The 14,078-nt window shown below is 72.0% G+C and carries 16 protein-coding genes; 9 read left to right on the top strand and 7 right to left on the bottom strand.

What is annotated here, in order from left to right; all coding sequences use genetic code 11:
• Positions 1 to 91: 91 nt before the first annotated feature.
• The 3 genes from ACFV9O_RS37615 to ACFV9O_RS37605 all read right to left on the bottom strand — a co-directional run bounded on the left by ACFV9O_RS37615 (position 92) and on the right by ACFV9O_RS37605 (position 2,346).
• On the bottom strand, positions 92 to 760 hold the full coding sequence (locus ACFV9O_RS37615) for a hypothetical protein (RefSeq protein WP_385426809.1): 669 nt from the start codon (positions 758 to 760) through the stop codon (positions 92 to 94).
• A 178-nt stretch (positions 761 to 938) separates the two neighbouring features.
• Complete coding sequence (locus tag ACFV9O_RS37610) at positions 939 to 1,727, bottom strand: hypothetical protein (RefSeq protein WP_385426807.1); 789 nt, start codon at positions 1,725 to 1,727, stop codon at positions 939 to 941.
• Positions 1,720 to 2,346: an RNA polymerase sigma factor gene (locus ACFV9O_RS37605; protein WP_385426805.1), complete on the bottom strand. Its 627-nt coding sequence runs from the start codon at positions 2,344 to 2,346 to the stop codon at positions 1,720 to 1,722. The genes ACFV9O_RS37610 and ACFV9O_RS37605 overlap by 8 nt, the downstream gene beginning before the upstream one ends.
• Before the next feature lie 221 nt (positions 2,347 to 2,567).
• Here ACFV9O_RS37605 and trpS point away from each other — a divergent pair, with 221 nt between their 5' ends.
• Together trpS and ACFV9O_RS37595 are read left to right on the top strand one after the other, a co-directional pair.
• Positions 2,568 to 3,581 (top strand): tryptophan--tRNA ligase, encoded by a 1,014-nt coding sequence (gene trpS, locus ACFV9O_RS37600; protein WP_385426802.1) that lies wholly within the window; start codon positions 2,568 to 2,570, stop codon positions 3,579 to 3,581.
• Positions 3,582 to 3,662: 81 nt separating this feature from the next.
• The gene (locus ACFV9O_RS37595; RefSeq protein ID WP_385426799.1) at positions 3,663 to 4,262 is read left to right on the top strand and encodes a 2'-5' RNA ligase family protein; all 600 of its coding nucleotides are present in this window, start codon (positions 3,663 to 3,665) and stop codon (positions 4,260 to 4,262) included.
• A gap of 58 nt (positions 4,263 to 4,320) precedes the next feature.
• Here the strand turns inward: ACFV9O_RS37595 and ACFV9O_RS37590 are convergent, their stop codons facing one another.
• Positions 4,321 to 5,076 (bottom strand): decaprenylphospho-beta-D-erythro-pentofuranosid-2-ulose 2-reductase, encoded by a 756-nt coding sequence (locus ACFV9O_RS37590; protein WP_385426796.1) that lies wholly within the window; start codon positions 5,074 to 5,076, stop codon positions 4,321 to 4,323.
• A gap of 131 nt (positions 5,077 to 5,207) precedes the next feature.
• Positions 5,208 to 6,542: an FAD-binding oxidoreductase gene (locus ACFV9O_RS37585; protein WP_385426793.1), complete on the bottom strand. Its 1,335-nt coding sequence runs from the start codon at positions 6,540 to 6,542 to the stop codon at positions 5,208 to 5,210.
• 19 nt (positions 6,543 to 6,561) lie between these two features.
• Between ACFV9O_RS37585 and ACFV9O_RS37580 the strand changes: the two genes are divergently transcribed.
• The 5 genes from ACFV9O_RS37580 (at position 6,562) to ACFV9O_RS37560 (ending at position 10,005) form a co-directional block, all read left to right on the top strand.
• On the top strand, positions 6,562 to 6,897 hold the full coding sequence (locus ACFV9O_RS37580; protein WP_385426790.1) for a hypothetical protein: 336 nt from the start codon (positions 6,562 to 6,564) through the stop codon (positions 6,895 to 6,897).
• A 16-nt stretch (positions 6,898 to 6,913) separates the two neighbouring features.
• A complete protein-coding gene (locus ACFV9O_RS37575) occupies positions 6,914 to 7,597 on the top strand; it encodes a phosphatase PAP2 family protein (protein ID WP_385426787.1) in 684 nt (227 codons plus the stop codon).
• A complete protein-coding gene (locus ACFV9O_RS37570; RefSeq protein ID WP_385426785.1) occupies positions 7,590 to 8,552 on the top strand; it encodes a decaprenyl-phosphate phosphoribosyltransferase in 963 nt (320 codons plus the stop codon). Before ACFV9O_RS37575 ends, ACFV9O_RS37570 begins: the two co-directional genes overlap by 8 nt.
• Positions 8,553 to 8,653: 101 nt before the next feature.
• On the top strand, positions 8,654 to 9,100 hold the full coding sequence (locus tag ACFV9O_RS37565) for a GtrA family protein (RefSeq protein WP_385426782.1): 447 nt from the start codon (positions 8,654 to 8,656) through the stop codon (positions 9,098 to 9,100).
• On the top strand, positions 9,088 to 10,005 hold the full coding sequence (locus ACFV9O_RS37560; protein ID WP_385426780.1) for a YihY/virulence factor BrkB family protein: 918 nt from the start codon (positions 9,088 to 9,090) through the stop codon (positions 10,003 to 10,005). Before ACFV9O_RS37565 ends, ACFV9O_RS37560 begins: the two co-directional genes overlap by 13 nt.
• Before the next feature lie 51 nt (positions 10,006 to 10,056).
• On the opposite strand, the gene ACFV9O_RS37555 is transcribed toward ACFV9O_RS37560, so the two are convergent.
• On the bottom strand, positions 10,057 to 11,337 hold the full coding sequence (locus ACFV9O_RS37555; RefSeq protein WP_385426778.1) for a D-alanyl-D-alanine carboxypeptidase family protein: 1,281 nt from the start codon (positions 11,335 to 11,337) through the stop codon (positions 10,057 to 10,059).
• Positions 11,338 to 11,467: 130 nt separating this feature from the next.
• Here ACFV9O_RS37555 and ACFV9O_RS37550 point away from each other — a divergent pair, with 130 nt between their 5' ends.
• Positions 11,468 to 11,722 carry an SCO4848 family membrane protein gene (locus ACFV9O_RS37550; protein ID WP_385426775.1) on the top strand — a complete coding sequence of 85 codons (255 nt, stop codon included), beginning with the start codon at positions 11,468 to 11,470 and terminating at the stop codon, positions 11,720 to 11,722.
• 12 nt (positions 11,723 to 11,734) lie between these two features.
• Positions 11,735 to 13,159, top strand: coding sequence for a metallophosphoesterase (locus ACFV9O_RS37545; RefSeq protein ID WP_385426772.1), 1,425 nt, complete (start codon positions 11,735 to 11,737; stop codon positions 13,157 to 13,159).
• 41 nt (positions 13,160 to 13,200) lie between these two features.
• On the opposite strand, the gene ACFV9O_RS37540 is transcribed toward ACFV9O_RS37545, so the two are convergent.
• Positions 13,201 to 13,974, bottom strand: a complete 774-nt coding sequence (locus ACFV9O_RS37540) for a TetR/AcrR family transcriptional regulator (RefSeq protein WP_385426770.1) — start codon at positions 13,972 to 13,974, stop codon at positions 13,201 to 13,203.
• Positions 13,975 to 14,078 lie beyond the last annotated feature (104 nt).

Raw genomic sequence — 14,078 nt, 5'->3', positions numbered from 1 at the left:
TGCCGTCGCGAGGGTGTCCAGGTTGTTCGTCACAAAACGATCTTGGACGCCCTCGCTCTCGTCTCTGCAGGCACCCCTTGGAATTGATCATCTAGACGTCCAAGAGCTGCCGGCGGGGTCCAGGGTCCCGGTCCTCGCCGCGGTTTCCGAACGGTGGGCGTGGCAGTCGGGCCGCGAGGGGGCGGAGGGCCAGGCCCAAGGCCGTCCCGGCTGCCAGGCCCGGTATCGCCCACCACCAGTCGGTGCGGTCGCCGGTCGCCGCCGCCCGCGCCGCAGGTGCAGCCGCCTCCGTCGTCGCGCCGCCGCCCTCCCAGGACGACTGCGGAGGGATGCCCTGACCACCATGCTCGCCGCTCCGCTGCCCCATGACCCCGAGCTTCTTCAGCAGAGTGGTGAGCGCGGCCGGTTCGGTGGCCTTGTGCCAGAGGCCGTCGTACGACGTCGGCAGCCCGACCGCCGAGTGGATCCAGACCGTGCTTCCGTCGTCCGAGGGATGGACCCGGTCCAGCCGCCAGGGACTGATGTCGTGCACCATCCAGGTCACATTGATCTGCCGCACTCCCGTCACGGAGTCGAGGGACGGTGGCCGGTCCGTGTCTCCCGAGGACCCGGGACCCAGCAGGTCCGTCAGCGCCTCGTACTCCTTGTCGGAGTAGTAGAGCGAGGCCGTCTCGCCGCTCTCCGGAGAGACGATCAGCACGCTCGTCGGGCCCCCGGCCAGCGCTCCCGGAGCCAGGAAGAGTGCCGCGCCCAGAGACATGACGAGCAGTGTCACCAGTGCGGCAAGTCGTCGTAGCAGTCCCATATTTCCCCCTGCCCTGTCGACGCCCGGTGCGGGCCGTCCGCACCGCATCCGCGTCACTTCTGGTACACCGCCCGAACCGGTCGGGTTCCCGTCCGCCGCCACGGATTTCGCCGCCAGGGACCTGCGCCCGGCTTCAGGGCGTCGATTCCGCGATCTCCCGCGCCCGGCCCGCGTCGACCACGCCCTCCAGCCGCAACGTCGTCCGCTCGTCCGGGGACATCCACAGCAGCGTGGGGCCCGCCGTTCGCCGTGACTCGGTCCACTGCTGTCCGGTCCCACCGGTCAGCGGGAACCGCAGGACGTGCGGCTCGGCGAACCACAGCCCCGGTCGCTCGCCGGACAGCTCCACCCACTCCGGGTGGACCCGCACCACCTTGGCGAACCCGAGGTCCAGCCGCGCCGGGAACTCGTCCAGCCGCAGCGTCCCCGACCGCTCGTACCAGCAGAGGCTGATCATCCGGAGCCCGCCCGCCGCCACGCCCACCGACACCGCGTCCGGCTCGCCCAGCCCGGCCGGCACGCGCGGGGCGAAGCCCGCCCGCCGCCCTGCCTCGGCCAGGGGCACGGGGGAGTGGCACGGCGGCACCGTCCCGGCAGGCGGGGGCGGCGTCGCCGACGGCACGTACCGCACCTCGATGCCGCCGAAGCCGAACCAGTCCGCGACCGTCGCCCGGACGGGGGGAGTGAGTACGAGCACGACCAGGGCCCCGGACACTGTGACGGTCAGCGCCCGCCACCGCCGCCGGGCCCAGCCCACGGCCCGACGCGCGCGGCCGGGCAGGGGCGCCGGCACCGGCGTGGGCACCGACTCGGCAACTATCCGGGCCAGCACCCGCTCGGCCATCGACCCGCCGTCGACATCGGGGACCGGCAGCCGCCGCCCCAGCTCCCGCAGCTCCTCCGGCAGCCCCTGGTCATCCACGCTCCTCACCTCCTCCCGCACCGTCCGCGCCGTCGCCCGGCAACAGCCGCTCCAGCTTCTTCAGCGCGCGGTTCAGCCGGGACTTGACCGTGCCCCGCGGCCAGCCGAGCGCCTGTGCCGTCTCCGTCTCGTCCAGCTCCAGCAGATAGCGGTGGATCACGACCTGCCGCTGCTCCTCGCCCAGTTCGTCCAGGGCGGCCAGCAGCAGCCCGCGGCGCTCCTCCGCCACGGCGGCCGCCGCCGGATCCGCGGAGTCCGGTATCAGCGGCTCGGCGGCGCCCAGCAGCATCGCCTCCCGCCCGGCGAGGGCGCGCATCCGCACCGCCGACCGCACTGTGTTCCTCGTCTCATTGGCGACGATCCGCAGCAGCCAGGGCCGGAACGCCGAGCCGTCCCGGAACCGGCCCAGTGACTGATACGCCTTGAAGAAGGCGGACTGCACCACGTCCTCCGCGTCCGCCCCCGCACCGCACGCCACCGCCGCGCGCAACGCCACCTGCGTGTACGCGCGCACCAGCTCCGCATACGCCTCGGGCTCCCCGGAACGTACGCGCGCGATCACCGCGGCCTCGTCGACGACGGTCAGAGTGCGGCCCCCCTCCAGGGTCCCCTCCCGCATGCTCACACCCTTGATACACCGCCCACCGCCGATCGGTTCCCGTCCGGACGCCGATGGCTTCCGGCCGGACGGGACGCCCACGGAACCGCGATCGGGCGCCCGGGAACCGCGATCGGACGCCCACGGAATTCGGCTGGACGCCCACGGAGTCCCGACCGGGGATGCCCGTGAAGTCCCGATCGGTTCCCGTCCTGTCCGCGGTACCTGAGACAATGCTGGGCATGGCCTCTGACAGTCCTCGCGTGCTCTCCGGAATCCAGCCCACCGCGGGCTCGTTCCACCTCGGCAACTACCTCGGCGCGGTTCGCCAGTGGGTCGCGCTGCAGGAGTCCCACGACGCCTTCTACATGGTCGTGGACCTGCATGCGATCACGGTTCCGCAGGACCCGGCCGAGCTGCGGGCCAACACGCGCCTCGCCGCCGCCCAGCTGCTCGCCGCGGGCCTCGACCCCGAGCGCTGCACCCTGTTCGTCCAGAGCCATGTCCCGGAGCACGCCCAGCTCGGCTGGGTCATGAACTGCCTCACCGGCTTCGGCGAGGCCTCCCGCATGACCCAGTTCAAGGACAAGTCCGCCAAGCAGGGCGCCGACCGCGCCACCGTCGGCCTCTTCACGTACCCGATCCTGCAGGTCGCGGACATCCTCCTGTACCAGGCGAACGAGGTCCCGGTCGGCGGGGACCAGCGCCAGCACATCGAGCTGACCCGGGACCTCGCCGAGCGCTTCAACGGCCGGTACGGCGACACCTTCACGATCCCCAAGCCGTACATCCTCAAGGAGACGGCGAAGATCTGCGACCTGCAGGACCCGTCCGCCAAGATGAGCAAGTCGACGGCCAATCCCAAGGGCCTGATCAACCTGCTCGACGACCCGAAGGCCAGCGCGAAGAAGATCAAGAGCGCCGTCACCGACACCGACACCGTCATCCGTTTCGACGAGGACGAGAAGCCGGGCGTCAGCAACCTGCTCACGATCTACTCCACCCTCACCGGTACGGCAATCGCGGAACTGGAGCAGAAGTACGAGGGCAAGGGCTACGGTGCGCTGAAGACCGACCTCGCCGAGGTCATGGTGGATTTCGTCACACCCTTCCGGGCCCGTACGCAGGAGTATCTGGACGACCCGGAGACGCTGGACTCCATCCTCGCCAAGGGTGCGGAGAAGGCCCGCACGGTCGCCGCCGAGACCCTCGCGCGGACCTACGACCGGGTGGGTTTCCTGCCTGCCAAGCACTGAGCCCAAGGACCCTGGCCACAGGAGCGGTGCAGCGGTCACACTGGCGGCTGCACCGACCGTCCGACGAATGAGGAGAACGACGTGGGGACCGTAACGCTCGGCGTTTCGATCGCGGTCCCGGAGCCCTACGGCAGCCTGCTCCAGGAGCAGCGCGCGGGCTTCGGGGATCCCGCCGCGCACGGCATCCCCACGCACGTCACCCTCCTCCCGCCCACCGAGGCCGACGCCTCCGCGCTGCCGTCCGTGGAGGCGCACCTCGCCCGGGTCGCGGCGACGAGCAGGCCGTTCCCGATGAGGCTGTCCGGCACCGGCACCTTCCGCCCCCTCTCGCCCGTCGTCTACGTAAAGGTCGTCGAGGGTGTATCCGCCTGCACGCAACTGCAGCAGCGGGTCCGGGACGCGTCGGGGCCGCTGGTACGGGAGCTGCAGTTCCCGTACCACCCGCACGTGACCGTGGCGCACGGCATCGCCGAGGAGGCGATGGACCGGGCCTACGAGGAGCTGGCCGACTACGAGGCGGCGTGGACGTGCACGTCGTTCGCGCTGTACGAGCAGGGCGCGGACGGCGTGTGGCGCAAGCTTCAGGTGTACCCCTTCGGGGGCGGCGCGACGCTGCCCAACGTGCCCGCACAGGCCACCTCGGTCGAAACGCCGGCCGGCACCCCCGTCACCCCGCGCTGATCACAGCGCAACCCCCGTCGGCTACCGCACCCCCGCCGCTCACAGGGCACCCCCGCGGTCACAGCGGCAGCCGCCGGAAGACCGGCCGGGGCACGTGCCGCAGCGCCGACATCACCAGCCGCAGCTGCCCGGGCACCCACACCGTTTCCGAGCGCCGCCGCAGCCCCGTCTCGATCGCCTCGGCGACCGCCTCCGGGGTGGTGGCCAGCGGTGCCTCCGGCAGGCCCGCCGTCATCTTCGACCGTACGAAACCCGGCCTGACCACCATCACGTGCAGACCTGTGCCGTGGAGGGCGTCACCGAGCCCCTGGGCGAAGGCGTCCAGGCCCGCCTTCGACGACCCGTAGATGAAGTTGGACCGCCGGGCCCGCTCGGCCGCGACCGACGACAGCACGACGAGCGAGCCGTGGCCCTGGGCCTGCAGGGCGGCCGCGCAGGCCAGTCCGGAGGAGACCGCTCCCGTGTAGTTCGTCTGGGCGACCCGCACCGCGGAGAGCGGCTCGGCCTCGTCCCGCCCCTGGTCGCCGAGGACTCCGAAGGCGAGCAGCACCATGTCGATGTCGCCCTCCGCGAAGACCTTGCCGATGACCTCCTCGTGCGTGGCGGGGTCGAGGGCGTCGAACGGGACCGTGAGCACGTCCGCGCCCAGGTCACGGAGCGAGGCCGCGGCCTCGTCCAGGGCGGGGGACGGGCGGCCGGCCAGCCGGACCGTGCGGGTCCGGCGCGCGATCAGCCGGCGCGCCGTGGCCAGGCCGATGTCGGACGTACCGCCGAGGACCAGCAGGGACTGGGGGGTGCCGAAGGCGTCCTTCATGACGAGAAGCTCCTCACAGAGACAGGCGACTCACGGAGACAGGTGGCTCACAGACACGGACATACAGAGACAGGTGGCTCACGGGCACGGGCGGCTCACGGACACCGGCGGCTCACAGACACGGGCGGAGCTCACAGAGTCAGGCGGCGGGACAGGTCCGAGACGAACACCCCGCGCGGATCGAGCTCGGCGCGCAGCGCCCGGAATCGCTCCAGCCGGGGATACATCGCGGCCAGCAGCTCCGGCCGCAGCCGTGCGTCCTTGGCCAGGTACACCCGCCCTCCGGCCCCCGCGACGTCCTCGTCCAGCTCGTCCAGGAAGGCGCCGAGCCCGGGCATCCGCGCCGGGATGTCCAGGGCCAGCGTCCAGCCGGGCATGGGGAACGACAGCCAGCCCGGATCGCCCTCGCCGAAGCGCTTGAGCACGGCCAGGAACGACGGGCAGCCGTGCCGGGAGATCCGCCGCACGATCCGGCGCAGCGCCTCCTCCTGCCCGTACCCGACGACGAACTGGTACTGGACGAAGCCGCTCCGCCCGTAGATCCGGTTCCAGTGGGGGACCGCGTCCAGCGGGTGGAAGAAGGCGGTGATCCGCTGGAGCTCGCCGGTGCGCGAGTGCGGCGCCCTGCGGTACCAGAGCTCGTTGAAGAGGGCGACCGACGTACGGCCCAGGAGTCTCTCGGGTACGAATCCGGGTGCGGCCGGGAGCCGGCCGGGACGGAACTCCAGCGGGCGGCGCAGCGCGCGCGGCGGGAGCGCGTCGAGAGGGGCGTGCTCCCCGCGGGTGAGGACCGCGCGCCCCGTCGCCGCCCCGCGCGCGAGCAGATCGATCCAGGCCACGGAGTAGCGGTAGTGGCGGTCGGCGGCGGTGAGCCGGGCCATCAAGTCGTCGAGGTCGGCGGCCCGTTCGGTGTCGACCGACACCAGCGAGGTCTCGACGCGATGCAGCTTGACCGTGGCGGAGAGGATCACTCCGGTCAGGCCCATCCCGCCCGCCGTCGCATCGAAGAGCTCCGTGCCGGGCAGGGCCGTACGTACCTCACCGTCGGCGGTGAGCAGTTCCAGCGACAGCACATGGCGCGAGAAGGAGCCGGAGACGTGGTGGTTCTTGCCGTGGATGTCGGCGCCGATGGCCCCGCCGACCGTCACGTAGCGGGTCCCTGGTGTGACCGGCACGAACCAGCCGAGCGGAAGCAGCACCTCCATCAGCTGGTGCAGGCTCACGCCCGCGTCGCACACCACGACGCCCGCCTCCGCGTCGATGGTGCGGATCCGGTCGAGGCCGGTCATGTCGAGGATCGCACCGCCCGCGTTCTGCGCCGCGTCGCCGTACGCCCGTCCGAGACCGCGCGCGATGGAACCGCGTGCCCCGCAGCCGCGTACGGCCGCCGCCGCCTCCTCGTACGTACGGGGGCGGACGAGCAGCGCGGCCGAGGGGGCGGTACGACCCCAGCCGGTCACGGCCACGGGCAGATGGTCGCCGGTCGTGGCCGACGAAGCCGACGTGCGGGACGCCGACGTGCGGGACGCCGGCGGACGGGAGACCGACCCGGGGGAGACCGACGGACGGGAAACCGACGTGGCGGAGACCGACGTGCGGGAAGTCGGCGAAGAGGGAGCCGACGAACGGGAAGTCGACGGGAGGGAAGCCGGAGTCGACGAGGCGGAAGGGGAGTCGGCAGACATGCGTGCGACGTTATCGCCCTCTATGAGGTATTTGCGGATAATCTCTGCTGACTCGCCGGAATGGGTGATTATCCGAGTGTCATCAAAGATGACCGTGAATGATGGCCTCCGGTTGACAAGAGTCGCCCCTGGTTGATCGAAAGGGGTGGCAGATGCGATACCTCGACCGGGCCGGCGGAGCGGGCCTGGCGGCCGCCGATCACCGGCTGCTGGTGGCGATGCGCGACTGCGGCCGGCAGCCGGGCGTGGCCGCGGCGGCCCGCGTGCTCTCGCGCAGCGGTGAGCACAGCGCGCTGTGGATCGCGGCGGGGCTCGCGTGCGCGAAGGCCGACCGGGAGCGCCGCCGCGACTGGCTGCGAGCGACCGCGCTGGTCGGCGGGGCCCATCTGGCGAGTATCGGCGTCAAGTGGGCGGTACGCCGCCCACGCCCGCGACTTCCCGCACGGGAGCCGCTCGTGCGCACCGCGGGCCGGTACTCCTTCCCCAGTTCGCACGCCACCGGCGCGGCCGCGGCCACCGTCGCCTTCGGCGTGCTTGGCCCGGCCGGCCGCCGACTGGTGCCTCCGCTGGCCGCCGCGATGTGCGTGTCCCGTCTCGTCGTCGGCGTCCACTACCCGACCGACGTGGCCGCGGGCGCGCTGTTCGGCGCGCTCGCGGCCCGTCTGGGTGCGGAGTGGCTGCCGGCACCGGCCGGTGGGTACGGAGCCGGGGCATCCGGACCCGGGTGTCCGTCCTGGAGCGCCGCAGTGGCCCGGAAGGCCCCGACGCCGGGCCGTACGGGGCTCCGGATGACGGGGCTCCGGAGGAGCCCCGCCGGCGGGGGGACCCATGGCTGAGCGCAGCACCGCTGTGCTGAAGCAGCCGGAGCGGCGTCCCGGCCCGCCCGCGCCCGCCCGCACGCGGCACCCCCTGAGTCTGCCCATGGGGCTCGTCAGGACCGCACGCCCGCGCCAGTGGATCAAGAACGTGCTGGTCGTGGCGGCTCCCGCCGCCGCGGGCGAGCTGGTGTCCCGTCACACTGCCGTCCAACTGGCCGTCGTCTTCACCCTCTTCACCACCGGCGCATCGGCCGTCTACCTGATCAACGACGCGCGCGACGCCGAGGCCGACCGGGCGCACCCGGTGAAGTGCCGCCGCCCGGTGGCCGCCGGGGACGTACCCGTCCCCGTCGCCTACGCGGCGGGTGCGCTCCTCGCCTCCGCCACGACCGCCGCGGCCGTGGTCCTCTGCAATGCCATGACCGCCGCGCTGCTGACCGCGTACGTCGTGATGCAGCTCGCCTACTGCGTCCGGCTCAAGCACGTCCTCGTCGTCGACCTGGCGGTCGTCACCACGGGCTTCCTGATGCGCGCCATGATCGGCGGCGTGGCGCTGTCCATCCCGCTCTCCCGCTGGTTCCTGATCACCACCGGCTTCGGCGCGCTCTTCATGGTGGCCGCCAAGCGCTACTCGGAGGCCGTGGAGATGGCGGACGCGGGAGGCGCGACCAGGGCGCTGCTCACCACCTACACCGCCGGATATCTGCGCTTCGTCTGGCAGTTGGCGGCCGGGGTCGCGGTGCTCGGCTACTGCCTCTGGGCGCTGGAGAGCGGGGGGACGGCGAACGGCTCGCTGCTGCCCTGGCGACAGCTCTCGATGATCGCGTTCATCCTCGCGGTGCTGCGCTACGCCGTCTTCGCGGACCGGGGTGCGGCCGGTGCCCCGGAGGAGGTCGTCCTGCGCGACCGGCCGCTCGCCGTCATCGGGCTGGTGTGGCTCGCGATGTACGGCATGGCCGTGGCGGATCTGTGAGCCGCGTACCCGCGAGTCGCGTACCTGCGAGCCGGGCACCGGTGCGGCGCGCACCTGTGAGCCGCGCGCCGGTCGGCCGCGCAACCGCGAGCCGCGCGCCGGTGTCGGAGAGAGCCCGGGAGCTGGTGGCGTTCGCACTGGTCGGGGCCTGTGCGTATGCGGCCGACCTGGCGCTGTTCATCGCGCTGCGCGGCGCGCTCGGCACCGACCCGCTCACCGCCAAGGTGCTGTCCTTCGTCGCCGGCTGCACGGTCGCGTATCTCGGCAACGCCTTCGGGACGTACCGGCACCGCCGTGCCTGGCCGGGCCCGGGGACAGGCCCGGGGCTGCGCGAGTTCGCCGTCTTCTTCGGCGTGAACGCCGCGGGCGCCCTGGTCCAGGTGTGCTGCCTGGCCGTCTCCCACTACGGGCTCGGGCTCACCTCGCCCCGAGCCGACACCGTCTCCGGGCTCGGCGTCGGCATGGCACTCGCCACCTGCCTGCGCTTCTGGGGGACAAGAGCCTTGGTCTTCGGACCGGTGGGAAGACGGAACTCATGGACTGGCTGACCCGACTCCCCGTCATCGGCCCGCTCGTGCAGCGGCTGATGAAGACCCACGCATGGCGTTCGTACGAGCGGCTCGACCGGGTGCACTGGACCCGGCTCGCGGCGGCCATCACCTTCATCAGCTTTCTCGCGCTCTTCCCGCTGATCACGGTCGCCGCGGCGATCGGCGCGGCGCTGCTCAGCGAGGAGCAGCTGCGCACGATCGAGGACAAGCTCGCCGACCAGGTGCCGGGGATCTCCGAGCAGCTCAACATCGGGGCTCTCGTCGACAACGCCGGGACGGTCGGGCTGATCGCCGGTGCGCTGCTGCTCCTCACCGGCATCGGCTGGATCGGCTCGATGCGGGAGTGTCTGCGAGCGGTCTGGGAGCTCGACAACGAGGAGGGGGACAACCCGATCGTGCGGAAGGGCAAGGACGCGGTCGTCCTGCTGGGGCTCGGCGCGGTCGTGCTGGCGTCGTTCGCCGCCTCCTCGCTCGGCTCCAGCGCCGTCGGCTGGGGCGCGGACCGGCTGGGCATCGACCGGGACGGGGTGGGCGGCGTCCTGCTGCAGATCGCCGCCATCGCCGTCGCGGTGCTCGCCGACTTCCTGATGCTGCTGTACGTACTGACGCTGCTGCCCGGGGTGCAGCCGCCGCGCCGCAGGCTGATCGTGGCGGCGCTGCTCGGCGCGGTCGGCTTCGAGCTGCTGAAGCTGCTGCTCAGCGGCTACATCTCGGGCGTCGCGGCGAAGTCGATGTACGGGGCGTTCGGTGTGCCGATCGCGCTGCTGCTGTGGATCAACTTCACGGCCAAGCTGCTGCTGTACTGCGCCGCCTGGACGGCGACGCCGTCGGCCGGTGACGCCGAAGCGACGCCGGACGCGCCCCAGCAGCGGGGCACGCCCCAGCAGCAGGACGAGTCCTAGGAGCCGGACAAACCCTGGAAGCAGGACGGCCCCTGTGGCCCCCAGCAGCCCCTAGAGGCGCGGAAGGCGGCGGACCAGATCGGGCAGCGGCCAGCGGCGGTTGACGAGGAACACCGCCCCGGCGACCAGCACCAGGACCCCGCCGATGATCGCGAGTGCGACGCCCACGCCGCTGGAACCTTCGTGGCTCGCGGACGACGCCTTCGCCGGGCCGGGCCGGTTCTTCTTGCCGTCCTCACCGGTACCGGTCCCCGCGCTGGTCCCGGCGCCGGCCGGCTCGGAACCGTTGGACGGGTCCGTGTGCGCGGACTTCGGCGGCACCAGCTCGCCGACCGGCTGCACCTTCCCTGCCGCCGCGAAACCCCAGTCGAGGAGGCGGGCGGTCTCCTTGTAGACGGCCTGGCTCTCGTCCGACGACGGGTTCATGACGGTGACGAGCAGCACCTTGCCGTTCCGCTCCGCGACACCGGTGAAGGTCGCGCCCGCGTGCGTGGTGTTGCCGTTCTTGACGCCCGCGATGCCCTCGTACGGATTGAGGCCGAAGTCGCCGGTGAGCAGCCGGTTGGTGTTCTGGATCTCGAACGTCTCGCGCTTCTTGCCCGGCTTCTGTTCGCCGGGGAACTTGGCGCGGGCGGTCGAGCAGTACTCCCGGAAGTCCTTCTTCTGCATCCCGCTGCGGGCGATCAGGGTCAGGTCGTACGCGCTGGACACCTGGCCCGTCTCGTCGTAGCCGTCCGGCGTGACGACGTGCGTGTCGAGCGCCTGCAGCTCATCGGCGTGGTCCTGCATCTGCCGGACGGTCTCCTGGACGCCGCCGTTCATCTCGGCCAGGACGTGGACGGCGTCGTTCCCCGAACGGAGGAAGACGCCCATCCAGAGATCGTGGACGGTGTAGGTCTGGTCCTCCTTGACCCCGACGAGGCTGCTGCCCTCACCGACACCGGTGAGGTCCGTGTCCTTGACCGTGTACTCCTCGTCCTTGGACAGCTTGGGCAGGAGGGTGTCCGCGAAGAGCATCTTCAGAGTGGACGCGGGAGGCAGCCGCCAGTGCGCGTTGTGGGCGGCGAGCACATCACCGCTCTCCGCGTCCGCGACGATCCAGGAGCGCCCCGTCAGATCCTTGGGGAGGACGGGGGCGCCGGCCGCGAGACTGACCTGGGTGCCTGGCTTGCCGAGCTGCGCGCCGCCGACGGTCGACATGACGGCCGGGGGCTTCGGTCCGGCGTTGTCCTTCTCCACCGTGCGGGTGACCGCCGATGCGGGCGTGGCGGCGAGGGCGGGCAGCAACCCGGCGGCGATGACCGTCAATGCGGTCTTCTTCAAAGCAGACACAGACGAGAAAGTACATGGAGTTGACGCCGATGTTGACACCGGCAGGGTGACCCGCCGCGAGCTCCGCCGGTACAGCCCATCACCGGGACCCCGCCGCACCGGTATGGAGGACAGCGGTGATACTGAGTCCATGAAGCTCAGCCGCCCCGTCTCCTGGTTCCTGCTCGCGTTCGGGGTGTGGAGCTGGGTCATCTGGATCACTTTCGTCAAGAACCTGTGGCAGGACGCCAGCGGGCTCGCCTTCGACGACGCGGGTGACCCGACTGCGTACTTCTGGGTCCATCTGCTGCTCGCCATCACGTCCTTTCTCCTGGGGACGGCGGTCGGAGTCATCGGGTTGCGTGGCGTACGTGCATTGCGCCGCGAACGCGGATCAGAGAACTGAGGGAACGGTGCCGTGCTGGTCGTCCTGCTTGTGATCGCCGTGGTGCTCGCCGTGCTGGCGGGCGTCCACTGGTACGTCTGGCGTCGCCTGGTGCGCGACACGACGGTGCCGGGGAGTGCCGTGCGCCGGGTGGGCACGGTGGCCGTGGTGCTGCTTCCGCTCCTCTCGGTCGGGGCGCTGGTGTCGGGGCGCGCGGGTGCGCCCTTCTGGCTCGAGCAGGTCCTGGCCTGGCCGGGATACCTGTGGCTCGCGGTGCTGCTGTACCTGACGCTGGCGCTGGTCGTGGCGGAGGGCGTGCGGCCGGTTCTGCGCCGGGTCCTGGCGCGGCGGGATGACACCCGGTCAGCACTCGGCCCGGCGGCCGCGGCCGACGCGGTAGCGGGCGGCACGGGCGTGACGGACATGGCCGCCTCGGCGCGCCCGTCGACCGGAGGCGCCGGTGAGCGCGCTCCGGCCGCCGCGGGCGAGTCCGTGGACAGCTCCGGGGGCATAGCCGTCGCCGTCGACGGCGGGCCGGACGCCGACGCGCCCCGGTCCGACGCGGCCGCGGGAGTTGCAGCAGGAGCGGGCTCGGGCGGGGCCGCGGACGTACGGGAGGACGCCCGCCCCGAGCTGTCGCGGCGGCTCTTCGTCGCGCGCGTCGCCGGCGGTGCGGCGGCCGCGGTCGCCGCGGGGACCGTCGGGTACGGGACGTACGGGGTGCTGCGCGGACCCCGCGTGAAGCGGGTCACCGTGCCGCTCGCGAAGCTGCCGCGCGGGGCGCACGGGTACCGGATCGCTGTCGTCAGCGACATCCACCTCGGCCCGATCCTCGGCCGCGCCCACACCCAGCGGATCGTCGACACGATCAACGCCACGCAGCCCGACCTCGTCGCCGTCGTGGGCGACCTCGTCGACGGCAGCGTCGCCGACCTCGGACGCGCCGCCGAGCCGCTCGCCCAGCTGCGGGCGCGGCACGGGTCCTACTTCGTCACCGGCAACCACGAGTACTTCTCGGGTGCCGACGCCTGGGTCGACCACGTACGTGAGCTCGGTCTCACGCCGCTGCGCAACGACCGCGTCGAGATCGCCGGCTTCGACCTCGCGGGCGTCGACGACGTCGCGGGCGAGAGCGAGGGCCAGGGACCCGACTTCGACCGCGCGCTCGGTGACCGCGACCGGACCCGCGCGTCCGTCCTCCTCGCCCACCAGCCGATCGTGATCGACGACGCCGTACGCCACGGCGTGGACCTCCAGCTGTCCGGCCACACGCACGGGGGCCAGCTCTGGCCCGGCAACTTCGTCGCGGAGCTGGCCAATCCGACCGTCGCCGGTCTGGAGCGGTACGGCGACACCCAGCTCTACGTGTCGCGGGGCGCGGGTGCGTGGGGTCCACCGGTGCGGGTCGGCGCTCCGTCCGACATCACCGTCGTCGAACTGGCATCCCGCCAGGCCTGACGGATCACGGGCCCCGGGCCCCGGGACCGTGGGCCCCCCGGTCAGGCTTCCTGATCCGTGTCCTTCCGGTTCGCCGTCCGCTTGGGCTTGCCCGATGCGGCCATCCCGGCCGCCGTCGGCATGAAGTCCCTGAGCAGCTCGTGCGTCTCCTTGACCAGGGGGCGCAGGATCCGGAAGCGGGAGAGCGAGATCGCGCGGGCCGTGACCGGCGCGAGCCGCTCGACCAGGCGGCGGCTGTTGGCGCAGCCCTCGGACCGGTCGTAGACCCAGAACAGCACGAGGCCCATCTGCTGCAGCCACAGCAACTGCGGCAGCGCCTCGGCCAGTTCGGGGTCGACCTTGACGGCGGCCCCGGACAGTACCCGGCGGTGGACCTCGATCGCCGCGTCCCTGGGGCCTTCCGACTCCGGCGAGAACGGGCTGAGCGGACTGTCCGGGTCGGCGGCGTTCTTGAAGAACTGGGCGGCGAACTCGTGGTACGGCTCGGCGATGTCGAGCCAGCCGAGGAGGACCCCGCGGATGCGTGCCGTGAGGTCCTTCTCGCCGCCTTCCAGGATGTCCGCGACCGCCGCCTGGTGCTGCTCGGCGATCCGGTCGTAGAAGCCCTGGACCAGGTGCTCCTTGGACGAGAAGTAGTAGTACGCGTTCCCGACCGAGACCCCTGCCTCCTGGGCGATGGCCCGCATCGTCGTCCTGTCGTAACCGCGCTCCTGGAAGAGCCGGAGCGCGGTTTCGAGGATGAGTGTGCGGGTCTGCTCGCTCTTGGCGGGTTTGGCTGCGGACTTGCTCTGCTTCTCGTCCTTCACGTCGTTCACGGTGACCGAGCCTAGTCCTGTCTTTCGCAGGTCCTTCGTCGAGGTGGTTCTGCGTCGGGGTGGTGTCCGGGGTGGGGCTGGAGCGTTGTAGGTGGCGTGCCCGT

This window comes from Streptomyces sp. NPDC059909, from assembly GCF_042730885.1.
Taxonomy (GTDB): Bacteria; Actinomycetota; Actinomycetes; order Streptomycetales; family Streptomycetaceae; genus Streptomyces.
The sequence above is the reverse complement of the archived record's forward strand: the minus strand, read 5'-3'. Positions and strand labels throughout refer to the sequence as shown.